The sequence below is a fragment of the Pollutimonas thiosulfatoxidans genome (assembly GCF_004022565.1).
Classification (GTDB): domain Bacteria; phylum Pseudomonadota; class Gammaproteobacteria; order Burkholderiales; family Burkholderiaceae_B; genus Pusillimonas_D; species Pusillimonas_D thiosulfatoxidans.
This window is the reverse complement of record NZ_CP022987.1, coordinates 3,214,405-3,232,609: the sequence shown is the minus strand read 5'-3', so window position 1 is coordinate 3,232,609 and position 18,205 is coordinate 3,214,405. Positions and strand designations below refer to the sequence as shown.

The 18,205-nt window shown below is 61.6% G+C and carries 15 protein-coding genes; 2 read left to right on the top strand and 13 right to left on the bottom strand.

Annotated features, from left to right (window positions below; genetic code table 11):
• Positions 1-27: 27 nt before the first annotated feature.
• Both CKA81_RS15640 and glgA read right to left on the bottom strand, forming a co-directional pair.
• On the bottom strand, positions 28-3,054 hold the full coding sequence (locus CKA81_RS15640; RefSeq protein ID WP_128356124.1) for an alpha-1,4-glucan--maltose-1-phosphate maltosyltransferase: 3,027 nt from the start codon (positions 3,052-3,054) through the stop codon (positions 28-30).
• 2 nt (positions 3,055-3,056) lie between these two features.
• Entirely contained in the window at positions 3,057-4,697 is a 1,641-nt protein-coding gene (glgA, locus tag CKA81_RS15635) for a glycogen synthase GlgA (protein WP_128356123.1), read from the bottom strand.
• A 210-nt stretch (positions 4,698-4,907) separates the two neighbouring features.
• Here glgA and CKA81_RS15630 point away from each other — a divergent pair, with 210 nt between their 5' ends.
• Complete coding sequence (locus CKA81_RS15630; protein ID WP_128356122.1) at positions 4,908-5,126, top strand: hypothetical protein; 219 nt, start codon at positions 4,908-4,910, stop codon at positions 5,124-5,126.
• A 9-nt stretch (positions 5,127-5,135) separates the two neighbouring features.
• Here CKA81_RS15630 and CKA81_RS15625 read toward each other — a convergent pair whose 3' ends face one another.
• Both CKA81_RS15625 and CKA81_RS15620 read right to left on the bottom strand, forming a co-directional pair.
• Positions 5,136-6,110 carry a glycosyltransferase family 2 protein gene (locus CKA81_RS15625; RefSeq protein ID WP_228255742.1) on the bottom strand — a complete coding sequence of 325 codons (975 nt, stop codon included), beginning with the start codon at positions 6,108-6,110 and terminating at the stop codon, positions 5,136-5,138.
• A 21-nt stretch (positions 6,111-6,131) separates the two neighbouring features.
• The gene (locus CKA81_RS15620) at positions 6,132-7,481 is read right to left on the bottom strand and encodes a sigma-54-dependent transcriptional regulator (RefSeq protein ID WP_128356121.1); all 1,350 of its coding nucleotides are present in this window, start codon (positions 7,479-7,481) and stop codon (positions 6,132-6,134) included.
• Between the two features lie 201 nt (positions 7,482-7,682).
• Between CKA81_RS15620 and CKA81_RS15615 the strand changes: the two genes are divergently transcribed.
• Complete coding sequence (locus tag CKA81_RS15615; RefSeq protein ID WP_128356120.1) at positions 7,683-8,645, top strand: sigma-54 interaction domain-containing protein; 963 nt, start codon at positions 7,683-7,685, stop codon at positions 8,643-8,645.
• Here CKA81_RS15615 and CKA81_RS15610 read toward each other — a convergent pair.
• The 9 genes from CKA81_RS15610 to CKA81_RS15570 are packed head-to-tail and all read right to left on the bottom strand — an operon-like array spanning position 8,575 to position 17,920.
• The gene (locus CKA81_RS15610; protein ID WP_128356880.1) at positions 8,575-9,597 is read right to left on the bottom strand and encodes a UDP-glucuronic acid decarboxylase family protein; all 1,023 of its coding nucleotides are present in this window, start codon (positions 9,595-9,597) and stop codon (positions 8,575-8,577) included. The two genes, CKA81_RS15615 and CKA81_RS15610, sit on opposite strands and share 71 nt — an antisense overlap.
• Entirely contained in the window at positions 9,597-10,661 is a 1,065-nt protein-coding gene (locus CKA81_RS15605; RefSeq protein WP_128356119.1) for a glycosyltransferase family 9 protein, read from the bottom strand. The genes CKA81_RS15610 and CKA81_RS15605 overlap by 1 nt, the downstream gene beginning before the upstream one ends.
• Positions 10,658-11,641: a glycosyltransferase family 2 protein gene (locus CKA81_RS15600; protein ID WP_128356118.1), complete on the bottom strand. Its 984-nt coding sequence runs from the start codon at positions 11,639-11,641 to the stop codon at positions 10,658-10,660. Before CKA81_RS15600 ends, CKA81_RS15605 begins: the two co-directional genes overlap by 4 nt.
• Positions 11,638-13,377, bottom strand: a complete 1,740-nt coding sequence (locus CKA81_RS15595) for a carbamoyltransferase family protein (RefSeq protein ID WP_128356117.1) — start codon at positions 13,375-13,377, stop codon at positions 11,638-11,640. Before CKA81_RS15595 ends, CKA81_RS15600 begins: the two co-directional genes overlap by 4 nt.
• The gene (locus tag CKA81_RS15590) at positions 13,365-14,453 is read right to left on the bottom strand and encodes a glycosyltransferase family 9 protein (protein ID WP_128356116.1); all 1,089 of its coding nucleotides are present in this window, start codon (positions 14,451-14,453) and stop codon (positions 13,365-13,367) included. The genes CKA81_RS15595 and CKA81_RS15590 overlap by 13 nt, the downstream gene beginning before the upstream one ends.
• On the bottom strand, positions 14,450-15,034 hold the full coding sequence (locus CKA81_RS15585; RefSeq protein ID WP_128356115.1) for a D-glycero-alpha-D-manno-heptose-1,7-bisphosphate 7-phosphatase: 585 nt from the start codon (positions 15,032-15,034) through the stop codon (positions 14,450-14,452). Before CKA81_RS15585 ends, CKA81_RS15590 begins: the two co-directional genes overlap by 4 nt.
• Positions 15,031-15,765, bottom strand: coding sequence for an SDR family oxidoreductase (locus CKA81_RS15580; RefSeq protein ID WP_128356114.1), 735 nt, complete (start codon positions 15,763-15,765; stop codon positions 15,031-15,033). Before CKA81_RS15580 ends, CKA81_RS15585 begins: the two co-directional genes overlap by 4 nt.
• Positions 15,766-15,791: 26 nt before the next feature.
• Positions 15,792-17,078: a glycosyltransferase gene (locus CKA81_RS15575; RefSeq protein ID WP_128356113.1), complete on the bottom strand. Its 1,287-nt coding sequence runs from the start codon at positions 17,076-17,078 to the stop codon at positions 15,792-15,794.
• Between the two features lie 2 nt (positions 17,079-17,080).
• On the bottom strand, positions 17,081-17,920 hold the full coding sequence (locus CKA81_RS15570) for a BON domain-containing protein (protein WP_228255741.1): 840 nt from the start codon (positions 17,918-17,920) through the stop codon (positions 17,081-17,083).
• Positions 17,921-18,205: the final 285 nt, after the last annotated feature.

The window sequence follows — 18,205 nt, the reverse complement described above, 5'->3', positions numbered from 1 at the left end:
ATGCGGTTGTGCTACGGGGGTGGATTCTCAGGCGGGCGACAATACACTCCATAAGAGAAATGGCCGGTCCGGCCCCAGCTCTACGTACTGCCGGTCTCCGTGCAGCACAAAAATACCGTCGTCGAACAGGCTGCGCAGGCGCGTGGACTGATCCGGCTCCCCACCCCATAGATCAACCGGAATCTCCAGGGTGCCCCCCTGTCGTGCAAACGGGTCCAGGCTAATGGCGACCAGCACGATGTTGTCGCCCTCTTCTGTTGCTTTAGAAAAGAACACAATCTGGTCGTTATCGACGCGATGAAAGCGGATGCCCAGATGAGTCTGCAGCGCCGGGTTGCTGCGGCGGATATGGTTCAAGCGACTGATTTCATCGATGATGTTTTCCGGCCTGTCCCAATCCCATGCGCGAAACTGATACTTCTCGGAATCCCGGTACTCCTCCTTGCCCGGCAAACTGTCAGCCTCGCACAGCTCAAAGCCGCTGTACATGCCCCATAGGCCCGACATCGTGGTGGCAAGCGCGGCGCGAATCAGAAATCCGGGTCGCCCCGAGGTCTGCAGAAAGTGCGGGTTGATATCCGGCGTGTTCACAAAGAAATTCGGCCGGAAAAAATCCGCCACCGGCGCCGTATTAAGCTCGGTCAAATAGGCCTGCAAGCCGGACTTGTCGTTGCGCCAGGTGAAATACGTGTAAGACTGGGTAAAGCCTACCTTCGCGAGTCGGTACATCATCTTGGGTCGGGTGAACGCCTCGGACAGAAACAACACGTCCGGGGCGCTGGCCTGAACCTGGGCGATCAGCCACTGCCAGAACGGCAGGGGCTTGGTATGCGGATTGTCCACACGAAAAATGCGTACGCCCTGCTCGACCCAGAACACCACCACATCGCGCAGTGCCCGCCACAAACTGGCTTGGCGGGTGGTCCCCGCCGCCGTGTAGAAGTCGGGATTGACGATATCCTCGTAGCGCTTGGGCGGGTTCTCGGCATAGCGCAGGCTGCCATCCGCCCGCCAATCGAACCATTCCGGATGCTGGGCGAGCCACGGATGATCCGGCGAGCACTGGATAGCGAAATCCAGCGCGATTTCCATTCCATGTGCGCGTGTCTCCCGCAGCAATTCCTGGAAATCGTCCAGAGTGCCGAGTTCCGGATGCACCGCATCGTGGCCGCCTTCGGCGGACCCGATCGCGTAGGGGCTGCCAGGATCATCCGACCCGGCCTGCAAGGCGTTATTGCGGCCTTTGCGATTACGCAGCCCAATCGGGTGGATCGGCGGCATGTACAGGACGTCGAACCCCATGTCCCGTATGGCGGGCAGGCGCGCGATCACATCGACGAAGCGGCCATGCTGCCCGGGGACGGGGCTATACGATCTGGGAAACAGCTCGTACCAACTGGCAAACCGCGCCTCGCGCCTATCCACCGTCAGCAGGTGAACGGGGGCGCTGACTTCGAACGGTTTGTCATCGGCTGCCGCCATGGCCGCTGCCATGTCGGATGACAGCAGCACCTTGATCTGCTCCGGGCTGGCGGCCGGAATCGCGGGATGTTTGGCCACGCCTGCTGGCCGTCGCTTCTGGGTGTTCTCGGCCCGGTCTTGCGGACGCCCCACCGACCGCAATAAGGCGGCCAGCGTAGTCGCCGTGTCGGCGTCGTCGTCCTGGATCCGTTCGATCGCGGCCGCGATGAGCATGCGTCCTTCTTCGGCTTCGAGCGATACATCTTGGCCACCTTCCACCTTCTTGCGCAGGCCGTCGGCGTAGGTATGCCAGGCGTCTCGCCATGCCTGGACCGTGTAGCAATGCCTGCCCAGGCGCTCCGGTACAAACGCCGCCTGCCACCGATCATTGCCCAAGGCCTGCATCGGCGCGCGGCGCCATGCCGCTTCGTCCCCAGGTCGCCAGAGCAGCTGCACGGCGATATGTTCGTGACCATCCACGAACACATCGGCCTGTACGACGACCCTCTCTCCCACCGTCCGCTTTACCGGGAACTGTCCCGCATCTACGTTGGGGGTGATGCTTTCGATCGCTATCCGGGGCGCATCCAGGGGTGGGGTGGCATTCTTGCGCGCAAGACCGGCCGCCGTACCGCTCAGGCTCACCGGGTCGGCAAGTGACACCGTAACGACGGCGCAGGCGTTCGGTTCCAGCGTTTCAGGCACCTCGTTGGTATCGCTTGCGGGCAAGATATAACTGGCCGGCATGCGCGAAGCCAACATGCCGCGATCGACCGGGGCCGCCCGTTGCGCGTCAGGATTAAGCAGCAGCAGACGAGCGGAATCTCCGCCCCGGAACACTGCGGTCATTGCAGATCGGGGGCCGGACAGCTTGCTGACGCGAGCGCCGGACTCAGCCCGCTGCACCAACCAGCGATTGGCCTGTATCACGGGTTGAGGACCTATCCGGTCTTCCAACCCTGCAGGCATCATCAAGCCGTCGCCAATGAAGGCGGCCGTCCACAATGCGCGCTGGCCCGCCGTGTCGTCCGAGCTGGACAGCGGTGCGATCACGCGGCCCAACTGGCACAGGCGATCACGCTCTTCCATCAGCCATAAGGACCGGTAATCCCACCAAGGCAAAGACAGAAAGCCAGCCGTGAAGCCGCAGTCCGCCAGTGCCTTGATTTGCGCCGCCGACAGACCGGGCGTCCAGGCAAGAAAAACACAGTCTTGATGCTTCTGGTGTACCGCTGCGACAAGGGCACACCAGTCCATTGCAGGCAACGCCGATGGATTACGGCAAAGGAATCCAGCAGCGCCTTCCTTGGCGTGGTGTATCAAGATCTCGATCCAGGCCTGCAAAGGCTGGTCAGCCGGATCAATCTCGACATCAAGGTAAAGATCCAGACCATGACGGGAGCAGACTTCCAGAGCCTGCGGCAAGCCCCCTTCGCCAAAGGGCGCTACCTCGGCGTCCGTCCGGGTCAGCACGGTGTCAAAGCCCAGTTCGGAGGCCCGCGCGCACGACTGCTCCCATGAAGCAGCGCCGCCCATCGCCGGCGGCGACCCGGTTCCGGCCCAAGGACGCCCGTGAACGCTATAGATTCGCATGATCAGGCGGCCGACGCTTCATGGCCGAGCATACTGCCCGCCCGGGCGGACTTGCGCGAGCGGCCCGCCATGCCCGCAGCCACAGTGGCATCCTGACTGGTCGGCACCACACCTTGCGTAACATTGGCCACCCAGGCTCGCACGGGCACCTTCTGGCGCTGCTGCTCCGGTATACGGCCCAAAGCCACGTCCGGCCGAAGGGACTGGTAAGCGCTTAAATACGCCGGCATGGTTTTAAGCCAGCTAAAGTCGGCCCGCATCCCATTTTGCTGCATGGCGCGCCATATGGCAGGCCGATTGCGCAAGACCAGGGCACGGGTAATGGCCGCTGCCATGTCCTCCGGCTGTTCGCCATCGAACAAAATGCCTGTTGCCGTTCCCATTAGCGCGGCGGTGGCATCCTTGCCCGGATCCCTGATCGTATCGACCATCCCTCCAACCCTGGACCCTATCGGTATCGTGCCATAGCGCATTGCGTACAGCGGGGTCAGCCCAAACGGCTCGAATCGGCTTCCGTGCAACAGCACGTCCGCACCGGCATGCAGCAGATGAGCGGTTCTTTCGTCGAATCCAATGTGGACACCGCAGCGGCCCGGGTAGCGCTGCTCCAGGGCCAGGAGGGCTTGCTCCAGCCCCTTGTCGCCTTGCCCGATCACGCACACCTGCAAATTTGGGTGGGCATCCAGCGCCAGCGGGATGGCAGATGCGGCCACGTCCGCCATCTTTTGATGGGTCAGGCGGCTTCCCATGGCCATCAGGGTCGCTTTGCCATTGACTTCCAAGCCAAACGCCCGCTGCAGCGCTTTCTTGCATAAGGCCTTATTGCCAAGACGGTCCGGTCCAAATCCCCAGCCCGGCAGGTAGCTGTCCGCCTCGGGGTTCCATAGCTCCGTATCGATGCCATTGGGAATGGAAATCAGGTCGCTGCCGCGCGCGGACAGTACGCCCTCCAGGCCGCAGCCAAACTGCGGTGTCAGGATCTCGCGCGCGTAGTTGCCGCTAACCACGGTAATCAAGTCCGCGTAGCGGATCCCGGCTTTCAGAAAATTCATTTGGCCCCAGAAGCCCAGGCCTTCGTCGTTCCGGTAACGATCTTCGATGCGCAGCGCGTCGGCATACGCCATCGGGAACACGCCCTGAAACGCGATATTGTGCAAGGTCAGCACGGTCTTCACGTCGTCCACATGCAACTGATGCATTAATAAGGGCGTCAACGCGGTATGCCAGTCGTGCAGATGCACCACATGCGGGCGCGTGACATTGGGCAGACCTTTTGCAACCTGGGCAGCGGCATGCGCCAGGGCGCCAAAACGTATGGCGTTATCGGCGTGCTCGTTCCCTTCAGGCGTCAAATACAGGCCTTCGCGATCGTATAGATCATCGTTCTTCAATAACAGAACGGGCACACCCAGTTCGGCGCAATCGCCTTGCCATAAGCTTGCCGCACCGCCGGGCAAGTCGGGTAGCAATGCGACCTGTCGTGCGTTTCGCAAGAAATCGAAAGTGGACGGATAAGCCGGCAACATCAGTGTCACCCGGGTCCCGCCCGCTGCCAACGAATGAGCCAGCCCGCTGACTGCGTCACCAAGCCCACCGGTCTTGGCCAGTGGAAACGCCTCCGAAGTCACTGCCAAAATATTCATCACCACGATAAGCTCTCCAAGATGTGGTCTGCGGCTCACCAGTCGGCCGAAGTCCTGCGCGAACTTCAGGCAAACGTCATGCCTGCGTGCCTTCGCAAGCCATGGCAATGTGTATTTTTTTGTGTGTTTAGGCGCGACGCATTGCCGCGGCACGCCGCTTGCTGAGGGCAAGCCTGCCGTAGAGCCTATGAATGACCACTGGAGACCATAATGAATACACAGCCCGGAATGCGCTCCGCCTTTCCTTTCCGCTCGCGACTCTGGGCCCACGTGCCCGAGCCCCCCGGACACGATCCCGAGAGTCCCCCCGAAACCCCGCCGGTGGACCCTGCACGTGAAGTCGATTTGCCGCCACGCGAGATTCCGGATCCGATCCAAGATCCTGATCCGCAGCAGCCGCAGGCCAGGCCCACAACCTGGATGCCCTAGGGTCGCAGATTAACGCTGCATCGAAGCGGCGTCTCGCCCGCCCTCGCACTCGGCCGGAGCAAAGAGCTTAAGCGCACTAAGGGTCTCGGCCCGCTCCATAAGTCGACACAGATGCTCCGTGGCCGGCGAGATCACTCGCCGACGCCGCAGTACACGCGGCATCCCGACCAGCGAGGCGCCCAGCACCTTGAACAGTGCACCATTCAAGCGCGCGCGCCCCAACTGTCGCAGGCTGATACGGCATGCCGAGACGACAGGGCGGCGCAGCCACGCGACCCAAATGGCGTTGCGCAAGAGCAAGCGCTGACGCGAAATAGTGTCCCGAATGACAGAAGGAAAATGGCGTGTCACCACTTGCGCTGCATAGACAATGTCCCAGCCTTGCTCCGTGAGATCCAGCGCCATTAGCGTCTCTTCACCGCCAATGAAAAAAGGCGGCCAGTACCCGCCAACATCGGAAAATGCTCTGGTACGCATGACACAGGCGCCGGCCATGAAGCCCATCAAACGGGGACCTGGCAAGCCGGCCGACGGCAAGGGACTTTCTGCCATCAATTGGCAAGTGGGATCCGGACGGCGATCCGGACCGACCTGAACATTGGCGCTGAGCGCCGCCACGGTGGGCGCCTGGTCGAGTAACGTTACTGCACGCTCAAGCGCGCCGGGTTCCCACTGCGTGTCGTCGTCGCAAAATGCCACGTAAGGGGTGTGCGCGTATGCCACGCCGATATTACGGGCCGCCGCGCCAAGATTGCGGCGCATCCGTATCAACATAACGGCGGGGTAGCGCGCTCGGATGGCGTTGGCTGTCCCATCGGACGAGCCATTGTCGACCACGATGATGGGCCACCCGCCGGGCAACTGGCTCAAGCACTCCAAAGTGCTTAGCGCCTGCTCGCGCCGGTTATATGTCAGTACGACTATTGTCGCCTTGCCTTCGACCATGATGATACGCCCCAGTGCCAACCTGGGCACAGGCAGCATGCCCCGTGCCCGCCTTGCGCCTTAGCGCAGCGTGGAGGACGGCTGGTCTATGTCGTCGGTGGCGCCGTATTCTTCAAGCCGGTTGTACAGGGTCTTGAGACTGATGCCCAACATTTCGGCGGCCGTCTTCTTGACCCCGCCGCACTGCTTCAAGGTGGCGAGTATCAGTTGCCGGTTGGCGTCGGCCAAAGGCACCCCCACTGGAACGAGGATTTCCGAGCCCCAGCCTGGCGAACGGCTTTCCAACTCGAAGGAGTTGAAGTCGCCTTTGATAACATCGTCGGCAAGAATGTAGCTGCGGTAAACATAATTGCGAAGTTCGCGTATGTTGCCCGGCCATGTGTATTCGCGCATGGCCTTCAAGGCCTCGGGCGAAAACGCCTTCTGTGTGCGTCCCTCTTCGTTCAGATGCCGAAGGAAGTGCTCGGCAAGCAGCAGGATGTCGTCTTCGCGCTCGCGCAAGGGTGGTAATTCCAGCGGGAAAACACTAAGGCGATGGTAGAGGTCTTCGCGCAAGGTACCGTTGCTGACCGCCTGTTCGGGATTGCGATTGGTTGCCGCGATGACGCGCACATCGGCAACGGTCTCTTCGTGCGTGCCAACCCGCATGAATCGTCCGGTCTCGAGTACACGCAACAGACGGACCTGCAGCTCCATGGACATTTCTGTGATTTCGTCGAGGAACAGCGTGCCGCCCCGCGCGCGCTCGAAGTAACCTTTATGTTGTCGATCGGCCCCTGTGAAGCTGCCCTTCTCGTGGCCGAAGAGCTCGCTCTCGATAAGGTTGGGCGAGATCGCGCCGCAGTTGATGGGCATGAAGGGCTGCTTGTGCCGGGGGCTGGCCAGATGAATGGCTTCGGCAGCCAGCTCTTTGCCCGTGCCGCTCTCGCCCACCAACAACACGGTGGCCTGAGTGGGGGCTACTTTCTCGATATGCGCACACAGCAACTGCATGGCGCGCGAATTGCCTATCATTTTGGTAAAGCAGTTCTGCGCGCCCGGCTCGGGCTGACGCGTCAGCATCTCTTTGAGTTCGCTCAAGACGCCGCGCAATCGCCGCAGACTGACCGGCTTGAGCAGATAATCGACAGCGCCGCAACGCAGAGCTTCGATGGCGCTGTCCACACTGGAAAACCCAGTAATGAATACGACTTGCGTGTCGCCCAGCGCGAGCTCTTTCCAGAACTCCATGCCGTCGCCATCGGGCAACTGCATATCAAGCAAAACCACATCCGGCTTTTGACGATCAATCTGAATGCGGGCCTGGCGTATGTCGCCTGCGTGGGCAACGGTATAGCCATCATCGCCTGCAATCTCAGCGATCAACTCGCGCACGGCTGGCTCATCGTCTACGATCAATAGATGCGGCATATTAGCTTCTTGAATAATTCATCTCTTTTTAACCGCCGTAGTCCAGGCAGTTGCGCGGATCACGGCGACCATCCCGTTTTTTTTGCTCGCTTTCAAGTCATCGTACGCGGTTTTAGGGGGGCACCGCGTAACGGCCTATAATTTTTGAAACGAAATACGAAAATCTGTTTTACATGATTTTTTCATATTAGACTTTTTATTATGATCTCATCGTCCAAGACCCTGGGGCGCTCCCCCGCCGCGTTTGAGCTTGCACGATCCATCGTCAAGGCAGCGCCTACCGAAGCCAGCGTGCTTATTATCGGCGAAAGCGGAACCGGCAAAGAAATCGTGGCCCGAGCAATCCATCAACGTAGCTCCAGGCACGATGGCCCCTTTGTCGCTGTCAACTGCGGCGCCATCACACCTTCGCTGGCCGAAAGCGAGCTGTTCGGACACGAGAAAGGCAGCTTTACCGGAGCCAGCGCAACCACCATGGGGTGCTTCGAGCGCGCGCATCCGGGCACCCTGTTTTTAGACGAAATCACCGAAATGCCCCTGTCCATGCAGGTGCAATTATTGCGGGTACTGGAGACCGGCCAATACCATCGCGTGGGTGGTTCAGAACAACTTAAGGTTAATGTGCGCATCGTTGCTGCCACTAATCGAGATCCCAAAGAAGCCGTTCTGGCAGGGTCCTTCCGTTCCGATTTGCTATACCGTCTGGCTGTGTTTCCCATACGGGTGCCGCCCTTGCGGTCGCGCCAGTCAGATATTGCCTACCTGGCCCAACGCTTCCTGGACGAGCTGAACACCCAAGAGAAGACCAGCAAAACTTTCTCTGCGGCCAGTATAGAGCACCTGGAAAACTACAATTGGCCGGGAAATATCCGCGAACTTAAAAACACCGTCACGCGTGCTTACATCCTGGCAGACGACATTATCGAGATCGCGCCGCTCAGCCCTGTTTTCCGGGCTCCGGCCACTGAAGTCAATCGCGGTTTTCTAAAGATACCGGTGGGCACGCCACTGAACAGCGCCCAGCGTTCCATCATCATGGCAACGCTGGAGCATTATGCGGGCGACAAACGGCGCACCGCGCTGGCCCTGGGGATCAGCCCGAAAACGCTTTATAACCGCCTTGAGCAGTTTCGAAAGTCGGCCGGTCCGGCCGAGCTGGCTTGAGCGCTCCACTGAAATAATCAATGGTGCGGCGCAGGCCCACGTCGAGGCTGACAGTGGGCTGCCAGCCGAGTTGTCGGCGGGCCAGCAGGATATCGGGGCAACGTTGCACCGGATCATCAGAAGGCAAGGGGCGAAACTCGAACGAAACGTCCGCCCCGGTCAGACGGCGTATGCGGCGGGCCAGGTCGATAATGGTGCACTCGCGCGGACTGCCCAGGTTGACCGGACCCCGTAATAGCTCGGTACTGTTCATCAGGCGCAGCAAACCGTCCAGCAGATCGTCCACATAGCACAAGGAGCGCGTCTGGGTACCGTCGCCGTATATGGTGAGCTTGCGGCCATTCAGCGCCTGCGCGATGAAGTTGGACACGACCCGACCATCGTCGGGCGCCATATACGGGCCATAAGTATTGAAGATGCGGGCAATCTTGACCACCACACGCTTGCGCCGCCCATAATCTGCAAACAGGGTCTCAGCACAGCGCTTGCCCTCGTCGTAGCAAGAGCGCAGTCCCACAATATTCACATTGCCCCGGTAAGCCTCCGGTTGCGGATGCATGTGAGGGTCGCCGTAGACTTCGCTGGTCGAGGCTTGCAGAATGCGTGCCTTGCAGCGGCGAGCAAGTTCCAGCAGGTTATAGGCGCCGTCCACACAGGTACGCAAGGTATGGACGGGGTCTGCCTGATACTGCACCGGCGATGCCGGGCAAGCGAAGTTGTAGATTTGCGTAGGCCGCAAGTCGTATCGTATGGGCTCTATGACATCGTGGCGCAGCAAGGAAAACCGGGGCTGGTCCATCAGGTCGGCAATGTTGCCGCGCTTCCCGGTAAGAAAACTATCGAGGCAAATGACCTCATGGCCTTCGCGCAGCAGACGACGGCAAAGGTTGGACCCCAGGAAACCGGCGCCGCCGGCTACCAGGATGCGCTCGCGAGCGTTTTGCGATTCCATCATGTGGCACTCCAGTTCAATTTGTGCCGGGCACGCTCGACCACCTGCTCCACCGTTATGGCCCGCGCACAAACGTGCCCCACCGGGCACTCCCAATAGCCACAAGGTCTGCACGCTACCGGGTGATGCAGGACCACATGGCGTTGCTTGTCCTGAGGCGCCCACCGCGCCACGTCGCTGCCCGAGGCGATGACCACACTGGGCAGCTGTACGGCCGCAGCAATGTGCGAGATGCCCGTGTCGTTGCAACTCAGCAGCCGCCCCCGGCTTAATAAACTGGCCAGGGCGCCCAAGGTCGTGGCCGCACACAGGTTCGTTGCCGGCACGGTGAGGGCCGACAAGAGGCTGCGGACCAGCCCGGACTCATCCGGGCTACCCGTTATGGCAATACGCCAGCCCTCGCTCCCAAGCGCGTTCGCCACGGCAGCAAAGCGCTCGACCGGCCACCGTCGCGATGGCAGGCGAGCGCCCGGATGAACGAATATCGTCACGTCCGGGTTCACGCCACAGTCCGCAGCAATGCGGTCGGCAGCCTCATGATCGGCCGGTTCCAGGGGAAACTCCATGGCCGAGTCGCTGGCCTGCAGCCCCAGCCATGTCAACAAAGAAAGATAGCGCTGCACCTCGTGCTGATCATCGGGCCAAGCCATCAGTTGGCCCGGCGCTTGCGATTGGGCATCGGGCACGAAGCCCGCCCACCGCTTGGTCGCCATGGATTGCACGATGGCGTTGGATTGTGCGCCGCTGCCATGCATCTGCAGCACAAGATCGTAGGCGCGCGATCGCATGCGTCGATAGAACGCCGGTAGCGCTGCCGGCCTGGCGGGCTGTTCGGGAAAGGCAGGATCCCCTGGAAAGAGCTCGAGGTCGTCGATATATTCGCTGTAGCGCGCCACCACCGGGCGCGCGCTCTCCAGCCCGACCAGCGTGATATGGGCAGCGGGAAACGCGCGGCGCAGGGCCCGGAACGCCGGCATGCTGCACAGGAGATCGCCCAGGTTCAGGGCCCGGAACACGGCTATGCGCCGGGGTGGTGGATCCCAAATCGACAGGGCGGCCATCATGGAAAGGCAAGCCCGAAGCGCCGTGCACCGACCACTCTCCAGAACAGGGACAAAGGGGGAATCACCAGCGACGAGACCAGCAGTTCGCCGACATTACGCAAGGTAAAGGCGCTAAGGCGCAAGCGCCGGAAAAAGAAGAGCAAGGTCAGCACGGCCCACACCAGCAAGGATGCGAATCCCAAGCTCTGCCAACCGGCCAGCACGCTGCACACACCTGCCAGCAAGGTGGCCGTAACTGCCGTATAAAGCCAGGGCGGCGTGCGCCGAATTCGCTCGCGATACAAGCGTGGATGATTGCGATAGAGCAGGACGTCGTACATGACTTTTTTCTGGCTGCTGATGCTTGCCGCGAAACGGGCCGACCGCAAGGGGTGTATGACAACAGCGCCCGGCGCCGGGACAATGGTGTAACCACGCTCCAGCAAGGAGAAGTGCAGATCGGAATCCTCGCGCCATGCCTGCGTGTAGCGCTCGTCAAAGCCACCGACCGATGCCAGCGCGCTACGTCGGACGAATACATTGGCCGTTGCGAACTCGGCTTCGCCCAGGCGCGCGGCGTCGCGCTCGTAATCTGTGGCCCGCTCTGGCAGCGGCATGACAATACGACCGGCGGCGGCCTCGACGCCGGAAGCCATCGCCTGAACGCCCGCCTCCAGCCATGCCGGCTCGGGTACGGTGTCGTCATCGGTGAAAGCGATGAGCTCGGCCCGCGCCGCTTGCCATCCTACGTTACGGGCGCCGGCCGGCCCTTGCGTGCGTGTCACCGGGAAGTACCGCACCTGGGGCCGGCCCTCGGTACGCTCGTTAGCCGCCTCGGCCAGGTCTTGCGCAGCGCGGCTCGGGCCATCGTCACAAACGATGATCTCGTAGGCATCCCGTGCCAATGTTTGCTTCAGTAACGCAGCCAGGCAGCGTTCCAGCAAGTCGGGTCGTTGATAAGTCGGGACGACCACTGAGATGACAGGTACCGGCGCGCTCATCGGGTCTTCTCCACCAGGAAACTGCCGATCACCAATGCGTCCAGCGGCGACGTCCAGAATGACTCCAATGCGTCCCGCGGTGTGCACACGACCGGCTCGCCACGCGTATTGAACGAAGTATTGACCAGCACGGGCACGCCCGTTTTCTGTTCGAACGCCTGCAGCAGCCGGTGCAATACTGGGTGCTGCCCCCGGGTCACCGTTTGCACTCTGGCCGTACCGTCGGTGTGCCTTACGGCTGGTATCTGGTCCGCTTTGTCGGCCAGCACATCAAACACAAAAAGCATGAACGGCGCAGTAATTGATGGTTTGCCGCGAGCATCAAACCATTCGTGCGCCCGCTCGGCCAGCACCACGGGAGCAACCGGCCTGAAGTCCTCCCTGTCTTTAAGCTCGTTCAAGCGCGATTGCATCGCGCTGTCGCGCGGCGAGGCCAGGATGGACCGGGCACCCAGCGCGCGCGGGCCGAATTCCATCCGCCCCTGGAACCATCCAATGATCTTTTCGTCGGCAAGCAGTGTGGCCGTTACCTCGGCGATATCGTCCAGGCGCGTGTAGGGGGTGCGGGAGCGCTGCAGGAAGGCCTCGATTTCTTCATCGTCGAATGCCGGGCCAAGATAGGCGTGATCCATCTCCCAGGAACGATCCGTGGTTTCCCGATTGAGGCTATCTACCCAGAGCGCAGCACCCAGCGATGTGCCGGCATCGCCGGCCGCCGGCTGCACCCATATATTGTCGAAGGGACCCTCAGCGGCCAGCCTGCCGTTCATGACGCAATTGAGCGCCACGCCGCCGGCCATGCAAAGGTTGGGCGACTGCGTCGTATGGTGCAGCCACCTGGCCATGTCCAATACGGTTTCTTCCAGCACCTGTTGCAGTGAATGCGCAATGTCCATGTGCTGCGCATCAAAGCTTGCGCCACGAATTCGCGCCGGCCCGAAGCGCGCGACCAGCCTGCTGGGCTCGACGGTGTATCCACCGGCATCGTCGGACCGCAGGATTTCTCGAAACTCGTTGACGTAGGCGGGACGTCCATACGAAGCCAGCGCCATCACCTTGTATTCGTCGGACGAGTGCAGGAAGCCCAAATACCGGGTCACCTCTTCGTACAGCAGGCCCAGCGAATGCGGCAGATTGATCTGTCGCAGCCTTTCGTATTTGCCATCGCGATAGTGCCCATAGCTGGTCGACGCCCGTTCGCCCCGCCCATCCATGGTCAACACCGCCGCCTCCTGGTATGGGCTGGCCAGGAAGGCACTGGCTTCGTGGCTAAGATGATGCTCGACGAACTGCCAGCGTGCCATGACGTGGTCCAGTGTTGTGCCGGCATAGCGTTGCTGCAGGTGATGGGGTACGCCGTCCACGAGCTGGCGTGGGGCATTAATGATGTAGGACAGGAACAGCGGGTCCCAGGGCGATCCGTTTCCTTCGACATGCCGGGCTGCGGATGGCTCCAGCGGCAGCGACATCCTCCCGTCCGGCGCGAGGGCCGGGATCAACAAGGCAGGATCAAACGAATACGCAATATGATCGACGTCGCGCAAATGGATGCCGGCTTCCTGCAAGCAATAGTCGATCGCATGGTAGGGCAATTGCCAGGTCGAAAATGGCACTGGTCTTTTGCCATGCTTGATGCGGGTAAAGCGCTCTTCCTCCGCTGCCGCGACCACGAGGCCATCGCGCACCAGCGCGGCGGAGCAATCGTGAAACGCGGCGTTGATTCCTAAAGTGTGCATGCCGTCTCCTCCAGCAGTTCGCAGGCGGCCCTGGCGACCGCTTCGGGCGCAACCCCATTCAGGCATGCGTTGTCTCCCTGCGGGCAAACGCTGCGATAGCAATACTTGCAAGGCACGTCGTGCGACAACAATCGGTGAGCTACCTGCCACGGGGTATGTTGCGGGTTCGTGAGTGCGTAAAGGTCCACTACCGGCGTCTGCACCGCCGCGGCAATGTGGACGGGACCCGTGTTGTTCGATATAAGCAGGTCGGCATCTTCGATCAGGCAGGCGAATTGACCCAAGGACAGGCACCCTGTCAGGTCGACCACGGCAAGGCCGGGCGCGCAGCGGCCGCGTATGCTTTGTATCAGGCCGCGCTCCGCCTCGGTACCGGTCAACAGTACGGTACGTCCCTGCTGCTGCAGCAACGACAAAGCGCGGGCAAAGCCTGCGGCGCCATAACGTCGCGATTCGGCTGTGGCGCCGCAATGGGCAACGATCCAGCCACCCGGCGCATCGACCTCGTGGCGGCGCAAGATGGCCCGCAATGCCAGCCGGTCCGCCTCGCGGGTCTGGAACGACAGCTGTGTATTGCCACAAGCCATGCCGACCGCCGCCACCAGATCAAGCTGGCGCTGCACCTCGTGCCTGATCCCGCTTTGCGGCTCGGTATCGCGCACCCAGGGGTTCAACAGACGGTAGGGGTTTTCGCGCGCGTGCGCCAGTATCCGGGGTATGCCGGCCAGATGGCACATCAATGCCGCAGGCAGGGCGCTTTGACTGAACACGGTGAAGATGACTGCGGCGTCGAACTGACGCGCCGCCAAGGTATCGATGATGGCCCTGTCGGCCTCGTTGCCGGAGGAATCATTCTTGACCCAGGCGGCATCGTAGACGATAAGATCGTCGACCTCCGTCAGGTGGGGCCGCAACACGGCACCCGAGGCGGACGCCATGAGGGTCAGGTGTCGCTGCGCCCGGGCAGTCTTGATTGCCCGGATGGCGGGCGTAGTCATCAGCACATCACCCATGTTGTCCAGGCGCACGCACAGGATGTTCTGCGCCTTGCTCCAGTCCATAGCCGACGTCGTCATGCCCACATCCGCTCCGCCTGTCTGCTGAACTGGCTGCAGATCCACCGGCTTGCAGCATCCAGGTCGGGTTCCATCTGGTCGGGCGTGCGCCAATCGCTCTTGCGCCACTCCGTTTCATTGCCATTATTGATCAGCAAGGTGCGGCACCCCGCGCGCCGGCCTGCTTCGACATCGTCCAGGATATCGCCAACAAACCACGACGATGTCAGATCTATACCGCGCCGCTGCGCTGCAATCGTGAGCAAGCCAGGCGCCGGTTTGCGGCAATCGCAGATGATGGTATAGGCCGGGTGCACGCCTTGGGGATGATGAGGGCAATAGTAAAAGCCATCCAGTTTGGCGCCTGCCAACAGGAACATTTGCTCCAGGTGCCGGCGCATGGGGACCAAGTCGCCAATGCTGAATTTGCCCAATGCCACGCCAGGCTGATTGCTCACCACAATGAGAGGCACGCCCAGGGCGCCGAGGCGGGCCAACCCCGCCTTGGCCCCCGGGGCAAACTGCATCCGTCTGGGATCCACGTTGTACGGCACATCAGCCAGTAAGGTGCCGTCCTTGTCCAGAAATATCGCTGCGGTCATGGCCAGGAAGTCTCCTTCATCGGTAGGACCATGACCTCGGGGATCACGGTTTCGGGCGGCTGTGTCAGCACGAACTTGACTGCCCTGGCCACATTCAAGGGATCTTGTAGCAGCGATGCGTCAATGTCGGGAAAGCGATCCAACAGGAAAGGCGTGCGCATGCCGCCCGCAATCACGGCCGACACTTTGACCCCTACGGATCGTAGTTCTGCATGCAGGGCGTGGGTCAAGCCCATCAGGCCCCACTTGCTGGCGTGATAAACGCTGGCATTGGGCCAGGCCCGTCTTGCCGCAGTCGACGCAATGTTCACGATGTGGCCACCGGGCGCCAGGTGTGCCAGGCAATGTTTGGCCAGCAGAAAAGGCCCGGTCAGGTTGGTCCGCAGCACTCTGTCCCAATCGGCGCTGTCCAGCTCGCGTATGCCCACCGTCACATCGATGCCGGCGTTGTTGATCACCGCGTCCAGGCGCCCGCAGTGCTGGACCGCAGCAGCGAGCACTTGCTGAACCTGTTGCTCGTCCCCGACATCAAGCTGAAACCCGCAGGCCTCTCCTGAGGCGCTCTTGATCTTGTCCACGATCGATAAGGCCGATTCCTCGTTCACATCCGTCGCCACGATATAAGCGCCATCGGCGGCCAGCGTCTCGCAGATTGCCGCGCCCAGGCCGCGACCCGCACCGGTCACGAGTACCACCCGCCCTTGCAAGGTACCGAAGTCATCCTTCCCCATAAGTCACCCTTTCTTGTTTTTGACCCTTACGCCGAAAGCCGTTGCGCGGCGCGCCACGCAGGCCTTGCCGCTGAAGTCACCGTTCCGGGAACCAACTCGTCGAACACCTGCGCCAGGTCGCTTCCGACCTTCTCCCAAGTGAATAGCCGCTTGGCGCGCCGGGCACCGGCGGCGCCCATGCGTTTGCCCAATGCCGGGTTACCGGCCAGCAGGGCCAGTCGGGCAGCCAATGCATCCGGGTCTTTTGGTGGTACCAGGAAACCGGTATCGCCATCGACCACGGTATAGCGTATGCCGCCGGTATCAGACCCTATCACCGGACGCGCGCAAGCCATGGCTTCGACCGGCGTGATGCCAAACGGCTCGTACCAGGGCGTCGTCACAAACACGTCTGCCGCGCCGTAATAGCGCGACAGCAGGCGTCTGCCTTTGCGCCCTGCGAAATCGACGTAATCTCTTACGCCTTCCGCCTGCGCGACCGCCTTGAGGCGCGCGAGTTCGGGGGCATCACCCGTGGATGAGTCCGCCGCCTCGCCCCCCACGACGCACAGCCGGGCATTCACGCCATACCTCTTGCGCAAACGGCTCAGTGCCGAGATGACGTTATCAATACCCTTGCGAGGCACCATCCTTCCCAGCTGCAGCAAATAAAAGGTATCGGCTTCCCATCCCAACTCAGCGCGCTGGCCGGCCTGATCCATTGGCCGCATCTCGTTATGGTCGTAGCCACAAGGAACCATGTCGATGCGCTCGGCGTCCGCGCCATACAATTCGATCAGATCAAGGCGATCTTGCGGGCATTCCGCGATGATGCGGTCGGCGTGGCGCACGATATCGTCCTCGATCCGGAATCGGGCGTCGGGAAAACGATCCGCCTCCGCCTGATGTTGGCGCCTTACCCGCCCCAATGCGTGAAAGGTCACAGCCAGCGGAATTGCGGCGCGGCGCGCCACAGGCAGGGACGCCATGGCCGACATGAAGAAGTTGGCGTGTATCAGACTGTAGGGTTCGTCGCGCGTCGCGACATAGTTGGCCATCCAGGCCCCGAAGTCGTCCATGTGTGCAAGCAGATCTTCCTTGGGCATGGTGCGCGCCGGACCGGCAGGAACATGCACGATCCGCACGCCCAGATCCCAATCCATCTCTTCAGGCAAATAGGGATTGTCCAGTCGTGTGAAAACGTCGACGCGGTGGCCCAGGGCCGCCAGCTGGCGCGCAACATTGGCCACATAGATGTTCTGGCCGCCACTATCCACCCCTCCCGCTTGCGCAATGGGCGAGGCATGTTCGCTAACGATGGCTATCCTGTGCATGATCACTCTCCTCTGGACGAGGCGCTCGCCCCACCGTCACGAGTGATGCGGATACGATTGTCGACGTCTTGCACGCCGGGAACGCCGTCAACGCAGTCTTCGATCGCATGCTTGGTTCGCCTGTCCGCTACGCTGCCTTCCAATGACACCGTGCCGGCAGAAACTTGCACCGACACCTCGCGCACGTCCAGCCCACGGCGGCTAAGGCGCTCGCATACGTCATCCATCAGCCTCTCGTCGGAGCGCTGGTAGCCCTTGGGCATCGTAGGGCGGCCACCATAGGCGTGCTGCTGGCGCTCGCTGCGCGAGCCGGCTTGCTGACCGCCTTGTGCGCTGTGGTGATAGCCCGGATAACCTCGCCCACCTTCGTAATGCTCCAACTGCTGCCGCTGAAAGCGGGGATCCTCGTTGACAAATCCGCCATAGCTGCTTTGTCCGGGATCGGCGCTGCGGCTACGCAAGCCCTGTCCGGGCCGGGCTGCATGCGCGCCGCTATACCGGCCCGGCTCATCCCGCTCGTCCCGCACCGTTTCGTTGCCTCGGCCAAAGTCGTCAGAGCCATGGTCATCCGGCGCGAACCCGCCGTCACGGCGCCGCTGCTGGCTCTGCCTGCGTGCGTGGGCTCCCGCCTCGCCGTATTGGTTACCCGTGCCATAGGAACGTCTGTCGAATTCTGGCTCGTCGCGGTAGGCACCGTGCTCTCCAGAGTCCTTGCCCTGCCAATGTCTCGGGCGATTGCCCATGCCATGCTGGGGATCACGCTGGTCTGCGAAGGAGTCGTCGTAATCGCCTCTGTTGTCGTGATGCGAACGGTTGCCCCGTCCCGATTGATGGTTGCTCACTCTCGTCTCCTTCAGAATTGGATGCGAACGACCGCCGTCTGGCGGGCCACCCGCGACACCCTGCCACAGCAAGCGTTGTGCCGAGACGTCATGACGGCAGACCGCCGCTTCGCCGCCAAATGAGCTGCAGCACTTCTTACACCGCTCGGTAATTTATCTAGAACCGCTGCCCCGCTCTGGCCGGGCCGCCATCAGCAAATTGCGGGCCGGATAAATTTGCTTACCTGCGCGAGGGCGCGCAAATCCACGCCTCGCGGGCGTCCGGCAAGATTCCGACACAGCTTG